At 39.6% G+C, this 12,138-nt stretch carries 12 protein-coding genes; 5 read left to right on the top strand and 7 right to left on the bottom strand.

Annotation, left to right across the window (positions count from 1 at the left end):
* Positions 1-13: 13 nt before the first annotated feature.
* The 5 genes from glmU to hflD all read right to left on the bottom strand — a co-directional run bounded on the left by glmU (position 14) and on the right by hflD (position 4,742).
* Positions 14-1,384 carry a bifunctional UDP-N-acetylglucosamine diphosphorylase/glucosamine-1-phosphate N-acetyltransferase GlmU gene (gene glmU / locus AAX15_RS02740; RefSeq protein WP_046939044.1) on the bottom strand — a complete coding sequence of 457 codons (1,371 nt, stop codon included), beginning with the start codon at positions 1,382-1,384 and terminating at the stop codon, positions 14-16.
* A gap of 158 nt (positions 1,385-1,542) precedes the next feature.
* The gene (gene rplL, locus AAX15_RS02745) at positions 1,543-1,914 is read right to left on the bottom strand and encodes a 50S ribosomal protein L7/L12 (RefSeq protein ID WP_005626607.1); all 372 of its coding nucleotides are present in this window, start codon (positions 1,912-1,914) and stop codon (positions 1,543-1,545) included.
* Positions 1,915-1,968: 54 nt separating this feature from the next.
* Positions 1,969-2,460, bottom strand: a complete 492-nt coding sequence (rplJ, locus tag AAX15_RS02750; RefSeq protein ID WP_005626605.1) for a 50S ribosomal protein L10 — start codon at positions 2,458-2,460, stop codon at positions 1,969-1,971.
* A gap of 271 nt (positions 2,461-2,731) precedes the next feature.
* Positions 2,732-4,102 (bottom strand): adenylosuccinate lyase, encoded by a 1,371-nt coding sequence (purB, locus tag AAX15_RS02755; protein ID WP_046939045.1) that lies wholly within the window; start codon positions 4,100-4,102, stop codon positions 2,732-2,734.
* A gap of 22 nt (positions 4,103-4,124) precedes the next feature.
* Positions 4,125-4,742 (bottom strand): high frequency lysogenization protein HflD, encoded by a 618-nt coding sequence (gene hflD, locus AAX15_RS02760; RefSeq protein ID WP_005638526.1) that lies wholly within the window; start codon positions 4,740-4,742, stop codon positions 4,125-4,127.
* A 128-nt stretch (positions 4,743-4,870) separates the two neighbouring features.
* Between hflD and trpS the strand changes: the two genes are divergently transcribed.
* Positions 4,871-5,875: a tryptophan--tRNA ligase gene (gene trpS, locus AAX15_RS02765; protein WP_046939046.1), complete on the top strand. Its 1,005-nt coding sequence runs from the start codon at positions 4,871-4,873 to the stop codon at positions 5,873-5,875.
* A 21-nt stretch (positions 5,876-5,896) separates the two neighbouring features.
* Entirely contained in the window at positions 5,897-6,187 is a 291-nt protein-coding gene (locus tag AAX15_RS02770; protein WP_046939047.1) for a YfcZ/YiiS family protein, read from the top strand.
* Between the two features lie 48 nt (positions 6,188-6,235).
* On the opposite strand, the gene dusA is transcribed toward AAX15_RS02770, so the two are convergent.
* Together dusA and AAX15_RS02780 are read right to left on the bottom strand one after the other, a co-directional pair.
* On the bottom strand, positions 6,236-7,225 hold the full coding sequence (gene dusA, locus AAX15_RS02775; protein ID WP_046939048.1) for a tRNA dihydrouridine(20/20a) synthase DusA: 990 nt from the start codon (positions 7,223-7,225) through the stop codon (positions 6,236-6,238).
* Positions 7,226-7,227: 2 nt separating this feature from the next.
* Positions 7,228-8,613 carry a chloride channel protein gene (locus AAX15_RS02780; protein ID WP_046939049.1) on the bottom strand — a complete coding sequence of 462 codons (1,386 nt, stop codon included), beginning with the start codon at positions 8,611-8,613 and terminating at the stop codon, positions 7,228-7,230.
* 273 nt (positions 8,614-8,886) lie between these two features.
* Between AAX15_RS02780 and rpsL the strand changes: the two genes are divergently transcribed.
* The 3 genes from rpsL to fusA all read left to right on the top strand — a co-directional run bounded on the left by rpsL (position 8,887) and on the right by fusA (position 12,075).
* Positions 8,887-9,261, top strand: coding sequence for a 30S ribosomal protein S12 (gene rpsL, locus AAX15_RS02785; RefSeq protein WP_005543325.1), 375 nt, complete (start codon positions 8,887-8,889; stop codon positions 9,259-9,261).
* 157 nt (positions 9,262-9,418) lie between these two features.
* Positions 9,419-9,889, top strand: a complete 471-nt coding sequence (gene rpsG / locus AAX15_RS02790; RefSeq protein WP_005626581.1) for a 30S ribosomal protein S7 — start codon at positions 9,419-9,421, stop codon at positions 9,887-9,889.
* An 83-nt stretch (positions 9,890-9,972) separates the two neighbouring features.
* A complete protein-coding gene (fusA, locus tag AAX15_RS02795; RefSeq protein ID WP_005632280.1) occupies positions 9,973-12,075 on the top strand; it encodes an elongation factor G in 2,103 nt (700 codons plus the stop codon).
* Positions 12,076-12,138 lie beyond the last annotated feature (63 nt).

A 12,138-nucleotide genomic window follows, 5' to 3' on the forward strand; every position in this document is an offset into this window, starting at 1 on the left:
TTTTTATGCTATTTTATTTTTTCTTTGTTGGTCGTTGCCAATCTTGAATATGGCGTTGAGGAACTCGTGTAATCACTAATTCATTTTCTCCAACATCACGTGTAATTGTTGTCCCAGCACCAATAGTTGCGCCATTTGCGACTTTCACTGGTGCAACTAATTGTGTATCAGATCCAACAAATACATCATCACCGATGATCGTTTTAAATTTATTTGCGCCATCGTAGTTACAGGTGATGACACCCGCACCAATATTACAATTTGAGCCGATTTCTGAATCGCCAATATAGGTTAGGTGATTTACTTTAGACCCTCTACCAACGGTAGATTTTTTAATTTCTACAAAGTTACCGACATGCGTTTCAGCTGCGAGTTCTGCACCTGGGCGTAAACGAGAAAATGGACCAATTGCGGCTTTTTCTTCCACTACAGAATCCTCTAGCACTGAATAGGGTTTTATTTCTACATCATTGCCAATAACAACATTTTTCAATACGCAACCTGCACCAATTTTTACGCGATCGCCGAGTTTAACACTACCTTCGATAATAACATTAACGTCGATTTCCACATCTTTTCCATGTTCTAATGTTCCACGCAGGTCAAAGCGAGCGGGATCGTAGATCATTACGCCTTCAAGTAATAATTTGGAGGCTTGTTTATTTTGGAAATAACGTTCAAGTGCGGCTAATTGTAAGCGATTATTTGCACCTTCAACTTCCATGACATCTGTTGCTTGTACCGCAACAACTTGGCAATTATCTTGGTTTGCGAGAGCAATAAGATCCGTTAAGTAATATTCGCCTTGAGCATTATTATTGCCTACACGAGCTAGCCATTTTTTGAAACTTGCACCATCAGATACCATAACGCCAGTATTTACTTCTTTAATATTTAGTTGATCTGCATTTGCATCTTTTTGTTCTACAATTGCTACAACATTCCCATTTTGACGAATAATTCGTCCATAGCCTGTTGGGTTATCTAAATTTACGGTAAGCAATGCAATGCCATTTTCTGGTTTTGCTTTAATTAACTTTTCTAATGTTTCTTTAGTTATTAATGGTGCATCGCCGTAAAGTACAACAATATTTTCATTATCTTTAAAGAACGGTGCCGCTTGTTGGACTGCATGTGCTGTGCCAAGTTGTTCTGTTTGTAATACCCAATTTACTTGTTCATTTGCAAGATGGGTACGCATTAAGTCCCCACCGTGGCCATAGATTAAATGAATATTTTCTGCGCCTAATTGATGAGCAGTATCAATTACATGTTTTACCATTGGTTTACCAGCTATTGTATGTAGAACTTTTGGTAAATCGGAATACATACGCGTTCCTTTTCCGGCTGCTAAAATTACCGCACTTAATGCTTTTGTAGTCATAGATTTTCTCTTTATTTATCAATAATAATGGGAGATATTTTATCGTAGAAAGGAGAAGATGATAAGTTTTTAAATTAAGGAAGTGATGGCTTTTTAGATAGGAAAAAACCGACGGTTTCCCATCGGTTTTCTGAATTTTAAAGTGGTTAAAATAGAAATTATTTAACTTCTACTTGTGCACCAGCTTCTTCTAATTCTTTCTTAAGTGCTTCAGCTTCTTCTTTAGAAACACCTTCTTTTAATGCTGCTGGAGCAGATTCAACTAAATCTTTAGCTTCTTTTAAGCCTAAACCAGTTGCACCACGTACTGCTTTGATTACTGCTACTTTGTTAGCACCAGCTGCTGCAAGAATTACGTCGAATTCAGTTTTTTCTTCTGCTGCCGCTGCACCGCCTGCTGCTGGAGCTGCTGCTACTGCTGCCGCTGCTGAAACACCGAATTTTTCTTCCATCGCTGCGATTAATTCAACGATTTCAGTTACAGTTTTTGAAGCAATCGCTTCAATAATTTGTTCGTTAGTTAATGACATAACAATCAATTCCTAAAATAAATAAAGTTAGATGAAGTAAGAAACACTTAATGATTAAGCTGCTTCTTGTAATTTGTCGCGTAATGCCGCGAAGGTGCGAGCAAGTTTGCCTGCTGCAGCTTCTTTCATTGTGCCCATTAAACGTGCAATCGCTTCTTCGTAAGTTGGTAATGTTGCCAAGAATTCAACATCTTGGATTTTACCTTCAAAGGCTGCACCTTTAATTTCAAACTTATCGTTTGCTTTAGCAAACTCTTTGAACAAACGAGCAGCTGCGCCCGGGTGTTCGTTAGAGAACGCGATAAGTGTTGGACCTACAAACGTATCTTTTAAGCATTCGTAATCTGTGCCTTCAACTGCGCGACGTAATAAAGTATTACGAACTACACGCATTGTAACGCCAGCTTCACGTGCTGATTTACGTAATTCAGTCATTTTTTCAACAGTTACACCACGAGAATCCGCGATTACTGCTGAAAGTGCACCTTTGGCTGCTTCATTTACTTCAGCAACAATTGCTTGTTTGTCTTGAAGATTTAATGCCATTGGCTTTTAGCTCCTGAATACACTCCGATTACTCGGAATTAATTTACCTAATCCTAAGACTAGGATGACTTCGGCGCCCAGAAGCAAGAAAAATTCTTATTCTGTTCACCATCTACGTAGGATAATTAAGATTACTCCCCTACGGTCTTGGATAGGGCTTGAATAGGTCAAGCACCAACCAGAAATTTGTTAGATTGACTAACACAGGCGCGAGATTATAGAGAAAAGCTATGTTCTTGTAAAGAATATTGTTGGAAAAAGAGCCAAATTCCTATGATAGTTTCTCTACTAATTCTACTGAAGCCCCAATATAAGTAGCGGGTGTTAATTTTTGTAAACGTAATTTTTCTTCTTGTGGAATAGCCAACTTATCAATAAATTCAAGCATAGCCTGTTCTGTCACTCGTTTACCTCGCGTTAATTCTTTTAATTTTTCGTAAGGTTTTTCTATTCCATAGCGGCGCATTAGGGTTTGAATTGGTTCAGCCAAAACTTCCCAGTTTTGATTGAGTTCTTCTAATAAGTGCGGTTGATTTACTTCAAGTTTACTAATGCCTTTGCGTGTTGAAGCATAAGCGATCAAACAATAACCTAATCCTACGCCTAAATTACGCAATACGGTTGAATCCGTTAAGTCACGCTGCCAGCGAGAAATTGGTAATTTTTGACCTAAATGGGTCATCACTGCATTGGCTAATCCTAGATTGCCCTCTGAGTTTTCAAAATCAATTGGATTGACTTTATGTGGCATGGTAGAAGAACCAATTTCGCCTGCAATAGTTCGTTGTTTAAAGTGATTTAATGCAATGTATCCCCATAAATCCCGATCAAAATCAATGATAATGGTATTAAAGCGAACTACAGCATCAAAAAATTCAGCGATGTAATCGTGCGGCTCAATTTGCGTGGTATAAGGATTCCATTGAATACCTAATGAAGTGACAAATTCTTCGCTGAATTTATGCCAATCAATATTAGGATATGCCGATAAATGTGCATTGTAGTTACCTACCGCGCCATTGATTTTACCTAAGATTTCCGCGTTTTGGAGTTGTTTAAATTGACGTTTTAGACGGTAAACGACATTCGCCATTTCTTTGCCCACGGTGCTTGGTGAAGCTGGTTGGCCATGTGTGCGAGAAAGTAATGGAATCGTTTTATATTCTTCTGCAAGACGGGTGATTTCATCAATCAGTTTTTGCCATTCTGGTAAAATCACTTCATCACGAGCGGTGCTTAACATTAATGCGTGAGAGAGGTTGTTAATGTCTTCTGAGGTGCAAGCGAAGTGAATAAATTCGGAAACGTTTGCTAGTTCCACTTCATTTTGAATTTTCTCTTTCAGAAAATACTCAACGGCTTTCACATCGTGATTGGTTGTACGCTCAATTTCTTTAATACGCGCAGCATCTGTCTCGTTAAAATTAGTCACAATTCCATCTAAAAAAGCATTTGCTTGCGTAGAAAATGGCGGTACTTCGGTAATTTCTGCCGTTGAAGCTAATTTTTGTAACCAACGAACTTCCACAGCTACACGGAATTTCATTAACCCGAATTCGCTAAAAATAGCGCGTAATGGAGTTACTTTATCTTGATAACGACCATCAAGAGGGGAAAGTGCGGTCAGTGTAGAGAGTTGCATAAATGTTTGCTCCAGAATTGTATTAATAAATAGAAGAATAAATCTGTTTTGCGGTGGCAAGTAATTTTCTGCGGAAAAATAAAATTTGCCATTTTGTTCCGCCCATTTGTTTCCACAGCACGGCAGAGCGAATGCCTGCAAGTAAAACTGCACGAATTTTATTTTGCACGAGTTCTTGTCGCAAATAATCAGGTGAGCCTAGGATGTGAATTTTTTTGCCCAATGGGCTAATAACGTCGCTGTAAATATTCGCCATTATAGATAGCATTGTTTCACTATCGCGAGCGTAATGAATTTCTTGTTCTTTTAGGCGAGAAATTCGATTTCCCAATGTTTGTTTGGCATCGGGATTTTTCGATAATTTTCCTTCTAACGCCAAAAGGCTTAACCAATAGCGAGTTAAATTTTGATCGCCTTGTGCATTGAGCTGATGAATTAAGGTTTCTAGACCTAATTTTAAATGACGAACTTCTCCACCAAAAACATCTTCGATTCGTTGTGGTTGGGTAATGAAAAGGCTATTAAGTGCGGTTAAAAATGTATCCGAATCTGCTCGGCTTTCTGTTGCAAGTTGATGAACCAATTTTGCTGATTGGCACACTCCAGCAAGGGCAAGAACAATATCGTGGTAGTTTTTCATTAGAAAATATTAGGAAAACGTTTTCGTTAAATATAGCATTTTTAACCTAGCTTTTGAACTCGAACATTAAAAAAGCCTAGAGTTTCTGGTATGATGTGCGAACAGTTTTAAGGTATTAAGGATTGATTATGGCAAAACCAATTGTTTTTAGTGGCGTGCAGCCTTCTGGTGAATTAACTATCGGAAATTATTTGGGCGCGTTGCGCAACTGGGTGAAAATGCAAGAAGATTATGAATGTATTTTCTGCGTAGTTGATTTACATGCGATCACTGTGCGTCAAGATCCTGTTGCCCTTCGCAAAGCAACGCTTGATGTGCTTGCACTTTATTTGGCATGTGGAATTGATCCAAATAAAAGTACTATTTTTGTTCAATCTCATGTTCCAGAACACACGCAATTAAGCTGGGTGTTAAACTGCTACACCTATTTCGGTGAAATGAGCCGAATGACCCAATTCAAAGATAAATCAGCGCGTTATGCAGAAAATATTAACGTGGGTTTGTTTGATTATCCTGTGTTAATGGCGGCGGATATTTTACTTTATCAAGCAAAAAGCGTGCCTGTTGGCGATGACCAAAAACAACACTTAGAAATTACGCGTGATATTGCAAACCGCTTTAATGCGCTCTATGGAAATATTTTCACCATTCCTGAAATTTTCATTGGAAAAGCAGGTGCGCGTATTATGTCATTGCAAGATCCCGAAAAGAAAATGTCAAAATCAGATGATAACCGCAACAATGTAGTGACACTTTTGGAAGATCCAAAATCTGTGGCGAAGAAAATTAAACGTGCCGTAACAGATTCAGATGAGCCACCTGTTGTTCGTTATGATGTGCAAAATAAAGCGGGGGTATCCAACCTTTTAGATATTCTTTCTGCGGTTACAGATAAGCCAATAGCTGATCTTGAAAAAGAATTTGAAGGTAAAATGTACGGACATTTAAAAACAGCTGTAGCGGATGAGGTCTCAACCCTACTTACTGGTTTACAAGAACGTTTCCATCAATATCGTAATGATGAAGCTTTATTAGATAATATCTTACGACAAGGTGCGGAAAAAGCTCGTGCAAAAGCACAAGAAACCTTGGCGAAAGTGTATGATGCAGTAGGTTTTGTTGCTGCAAAATAACAGAATAAAAGGGATAATATTATGGCAATTCAAACTGAAAAACCGATTGAATGTGTAGGTTGTAACACATTTGATATGAAATCACTTTTCGATAATCATGATTGTAGTCAGGTTATTGAATATATTTATGACAATGAAGAACAAGCGCAAGAAGCGCTCGCATTTTTTACTCAGAAAGCGCGTGATGTAGAAAGTGAACCTTGTGAAATCCAATCTGAAATTAAAAAAGTGGATGATGGCTATTTATTAAAGGCAGATTTTACTTTCTGCTGCCAAGCTGAATTGGTGATTTTTCAAATGCGTATTGCGTAAGAAAAACAGCTGAAAAATAAGCCGCACTTTTGCGGCTTATTTTATTTTTTAGGTTTCGTTTTCTACAAAGCTTAAGGCGGTTTCAACTACTTCAACTCCCGCACCTTGTTTAAACGCATTTTCGCTTAAATAGCGTCGCCATTGACGAGCACCTTTGCAATTTTGGAATGCGCCTAACATATGACGGACGATATGATTAAGGTGTATGCCTTGGCTAAGTTGTTGTTCAATATAAGGAAGCATTGACTGTACCGCTTCATGAGCGGTAACAATTGGTGCTTTAGGATCAAATAAGGCTTGGTCAATTTGCCCAAGTAAACTTGGATTTTGATAGGCCTCTCGCCCAACCATCACGCCGTCCACATATTGCAAATGTTGCTTCATTTCTTCAATGGTTTTTATACCGCCATTAATTGCGATAGTTAGATGGGGAAAATCACGTTTTAGTTGATACACCCGAGCATAATCTAATGGCGGAATTTCTCGATTTTCTTTAGGGCTTAACCCAGAAAGCCATGCTTTTCGTGCGTGGATAATAAACTCTTGACAACCTTTTCCTTGAACCTTTTCAATAAAATCACATAAAAATTCATATCTGTCTAATTCATCAATGCCAATACGTGTTTTCACAGTGACTGGAATTTTGACCGCACTTTGCATTTGTTCTACACAGTCTGCTACCAAATCTGCTTTCGCCATTAAGCAAGCGCCAAACATTCCATTTTGTACGCGATCAGAAGGGCATCCTACATTGAGATTAATTTCATGATAGCCTCGTTCCTCAGCAAGTTTTGCACAATATTTGAGTTGTTCAGGATCGCTTCCTCCCAGCTGTAACGCAACGGGATTTTCTTGTAAATCAAAATCCAAGTGATCGTATTTTGCATGAATAATTGCAGGCGCTGTGACCATTTCAGTGTAAAGTAACGCATGCTTTGAAAATTGTCGATGAAAATAACGACAATGGCGTGTTGTCCAATCTAACATTGGCGCAACAGAAAAACGGCCGCGGTAAAAGTGCGGTAGATTTTGAGGCATTTTTATTTCTCTTGTTCGGTTTTGCTGCGTAATTCTTCGGCTTGGCGAGCTTGCATTTGCTGGCGAAAACGGCCTGCAGCAAAGTGGTAAAATGGTTTTGGGCTAAATTGGCGCGAGATTATGGATGCAATAATGCTGGAAATCAAGAGCCAAATGAGAACGGGTTGTGCGCCCGTCATTTCCATTACAACAACACTGGCTGTAACTGGTGATTGTGTGCCACCAGCTAAAAACGCCGCCATACATAAAATCACTAAAAAACGTTGATCGACCATACCGCTACTGAGATCCCAAAGCATTGCGCCAATGCCTGCGCCTGTTGTTAGTGATGGGGTAAAGATACCACCAGCAATACCATTCCAATAAGTGGCCACCGTTGCTAAAAGTTTAAGGATGCCAATTTCAGGATCTATGGCTTGCCCTTCTAAAGCGTGTGCAACAACCTCATAGCCAGTACCATAAGTTTGTCCGTGAGTGTAACTGCCGAGAGCGGCAAGTACTAAACCCAATAATAAAGCAATATAAATAGGATGTTGGCGAACCCAGCCACGCCATTTTTCAGGTGATAATCCTACGATACCTTTTGCTAATAGTCGTCCAAATATGCCACCTAGAATGCCACAAACCACCCCACAAATTGCGAGCCAAAGATAGAGATAAGAAACAGATGTTGCCCCTTGATAACTTGGAAAATAAGGGCTGTTTCCTTGAATCGCGACAAGAATAAAACCAGCAGCTAATACTCCCATCAATACGCGTCGTTCCCAACGTAACATTACTCCACGTCCAAGTTCTTCAATCGCAAATATCATCCCAGCTAAAGGTGCATTAAAGGCAGCAGCAAGCCCACCTGCTGCACCTGTTGCAAGTAATTCATTGGTGCTTAATCCTCTAAACGCTAAATTATGTTTTCTACAATAATTTCCCCACGCAAGCATGACAGCTGCGCCAACTTGTACTGATGGACCTTCACGCCCAACTGATGCACCGATAAGCATAGCCAAAAAGGTAAGAGGAATTTTCCAAATAGTTTGGCTGAATTCAACTAATTTGGTTTTATAGCTACTATGAGGAAGATTAATTGATGCAATGACTTGCGGAATACCGCTTCCTCCTACATAGGGAGTATATTTTTTCGTAAACCAAGTCAGGCAAGCCATGCCTAGGGGTAACACAAACCAAACTGCAATAGGATATTGAGATGACCAATGAGCGTTTAATTCTAGGCCAAGATCAGATAATTTCGCAAAGCCAAATGAAAAGAGTGAGACGAATGTTGCACCTATAATTAGGCAGATAAATTCTAAACTTTTGTGGGAAATTCTGTGTGTTTGGCGTAGCTTTTTATGGAAGAAATAGCGTAAGTGAAATTTGAGCGAGCGTAACATAATGATTGTAATTTAATACTAATTAAGTAGAAATTATAAAACTGTCATTTCGCTGGGGCAATTGGTTTGGCATTTTGAATGAAAAAGTGCGGTGAATTTTGGAAGCGTTTTTTGTACACAACTAAATATCCTTTCACGGATCTTTGGCGCTGTTTAATTATTGACAACAAACCTCAGAACGATTAAAATTCGCCGTCTATTTCTGTATGGAAGTAGATTTTTTGAACAACATTCTATTATTGAATAACATTTAAATAAACTGGAGCTTTTTTAATGGCAACTATCAACCAGCTAGTACGCAAACCGCGTGTGAAAAAGGTTGTAAAAAGCAACGTTCCTGCATTAGAGGCTTGCCCGCAGAAACGTGGTGTATGTACTCGTGTATATACTACAACTCCTAAAAAACCAAACTCAGCGTTACGTAAAGTATGTCGTATCCGCTTAACTAACGGTTTTGAAGTAACTTCTTATATCGGTGGTGAAGGTCACAACCTTCAAGAGCACAGTGTTGTATTAATCCGTGGTGGTCGTGTTAAAGACTTACCGGGTGTGCGTTACCACACAGTACGCGGTGCATTAGACTGCGCAGGCGTTAAAGATCGTAAACAAGGTCGTTCTAAATACGGCGTTAAACGCCCTAAAGCTTAATGGTTCTCCGTTAAGTAAGGCCAAACGTCTAAATTAGCAAAACAATTTAAACCATAAACTCCAGTCAAAAAGCGCTTTGCGCTGCAAATTTTCTCAAAGAGAAATATTGCTGATGGGTTTTGGATATCCTGAAGATTAAAATACGGAGAAATTCGCAATGCCACGTCGTCGTAGTGTTGAAGCACGCAAGATTCTTCCAGATCCGAAGTTCGGTTCAGAATTACTTGCAAAATTTATTAATGTAATCATGGTAGACGGTAAAAAATCCGTTGCTGAATCAATCGTTTATGGCGCTTTAGAAACTTTAGCACAACGCACAGGTAAAGAGCCTTTAGAAGCGTTTGAAGTTGCACTTGAAAACGTACGTCCAACTGTTGAGGTTAAATCTCGTCGTGTTGGTGGTTCTACTTACCAAGTACCAGTTGAAGTGCGCCCTGTACGTCGTAACGCATTAGGTATGCGTTGGATCGTTGAAGCAGCACGTAAACGTGGTGATAAATCAATGGCTTTACGCCTTGCAAACGAATTATCTGATGCTTCAGATAATAAAGGTGCAGCAGTGAAAAAACGTGAAGACGTTCACCGTATGGCTGAAGCTAACAAAGCATTTGCTCACTACCGTTGGTAATAAGTTTTTGAATTTAAAGGGCTTCATCATTGATGAAGCCTTACCCTTATATAAACTGATATTAAATAAACAAGGTTATAATAATGGCTCGTACAACCCCTATTGAAAGATATCGTAATATCGGTATCAGTGCGCATATTGATGCGGGTAAAACCACTACTACTGAGCGTATCTTATTCTATACTGGTGTTAGCCACAAAATCGGTGAAGTGCACGATGGTGCAGCAACGATGGACTGGATGGAACAAGAACAAGAGCGTGGTATTACCATTACCTCTGCGGCAACAACTGCATTCTGGTCTGGTATGTCACAACAGTTCCAACAACACCGCATCAACGTTATCGATACTCCAGGACACGTAGACTTTACTGTTGAAGTAGAACGTTCTATGCGTGTTCTTGATGGTGCGGTAATGGTTTACTGTGCGGTTGGTGGTGTTCAACCACAATCTGAAACTGTATGGCGTCAAGCTAACAAATATCAAGTGCCACGTATTGCGTTCGTAAACAAGATGGACCGTACTGGTGCAAATTTCTTACGCGTAGTTGAGCAATTGAAAACTCGTTTAGGTGCTAACGCAGTTCCTCTTCAACTTCCAATTGGTGCAGAAGAAAACTTCACAGGTGTAGTTGACCTAATCAAAATGAAAGCGATCAACTGGAATGAAGCAGACCAAGGTATGACTTTCACTTATGAAGATGTGCCTGCAAATATGCAAGCAGACTGTGAAGAATGGCGTCAAAACCTTGTTGAAGCGGCAGCTGAAGCATCAGAAGAATTAATGGAAAAATACTTAGGTGGCGAAGACTTAACTGAAGAAGAAATTAAGTCAGCATTACGTCAGCGCGTATTAGCAAACGAAATCATCTTAGTAACTTGTGGTTCTGCGTTCAAAAACAAAGGTGTTCAAGCAATGCTTGACGCAGTTGTTGAATACTTACCAGCACCAACTGATATTCCTGCTATTAAAGGTATCAATCCAGATGAAACTGAAGGCGAACGTCATGCAAGTGATGAAGAGCCATTCTCTTCATTAGCATTCAAAATTGCAACTGACCCATTCGTAGGTAACTTAACCTTCTTCCGTGTGTACTCAGGTGTAATTAATTCTGGTGATACAGTATTAAACTCTGTACGTCAAAAACGTGAACGTTTTGGTCGTATCGTACAGATGCACGCTAACAAACGTGAAGAAATTAAAGAAGTTCGCGCAGGTGACATCGCGGCTGCTATCGGCTTAAAAGATGTAACTACTGGTGATACATTATGTGCAATTGAAGCACCAATCATCCTTGAGCGTATGGAATTCCCAGAGCCAGTAATCTCTGTTGCGGTAGAACCAAAAACTAAAGCTGACCAAGAAAAAATGGGCTTAGCATTAGGTCGTTTAGCACAAGAAGACCCTTCATTCCGCGTTCACACTGATGAAGAATCTGGTGAAACCATCATTTCTGGTATGGGTGAATTACACTTAGATATCATCGTTGACCGTATGAAACGTGAGTTCAAAGTGGAAGCTAACATTGGTAAACCACAAGTATCTTACCGTGAAACTATCCGTACTCGAGTTAATGATGTGGAAGGTAAACATGCGAAACAATCTGGTGGTCGCGGTCAATATGGTCACGTTGTTATCGACTTATATCCATTAGATCCAGAAGGTCCGGGTTACGAGTTCGTGAACGAAATCAAAGGTGGTGTAATTCCTGGTGAATACATTCCTGCGGTTGATAAAGGTATCCAAGAACAGCTTAAATCTGGTCCATTAGCGGGTTACCCTGTAGTTGATCTTGGTGTACGTTTACACTTCGGTTCATACCATGATGTAGACTCATCTGAGTTAGCGTTTAAACTTGCTGCATCTTTAGCATTTAAAGCAGCATTCGCAAAAGCAAACCCAGTATTACTTGAGCCAATTATGAAAGTTGAAGTTGAAACTCCACCTGAATATGTTGGTGATGTAATTGGTGACTTAAGCCGTCGTCGTGCTATGGTTAACGGTCAAGAAGCGAACGAATTCGTTGTTAAAATCGATGCAGAAGTTCCACTTTCTGAGATGTTCGGTTATGCAACAGACTTACGTTCACAAACTCAAGGTCGTGCATCATACTCAATGGAACCGTTAAAATATGCTGAAGCTCCAACAAGTGTTGCAGCTGCAGTAATTGAAGCGCGTAAAAAATAATTTTTGTAAACTAGCGGTGTAAAACATGATTGTTTTATACCGCACTTCTTAGGAAACATTAGC

It is taken from the genome of Haemophilus haemolyticus (assembly GCF_001008275.1).
Classification (GTDB): domain Bacteria; phylum Pseudomonadota; class Gammaproteobacteria; order Enterobacterales; family Pasteurellaceae; genus Haemophilus; species Haemophilus haemolyticus_P.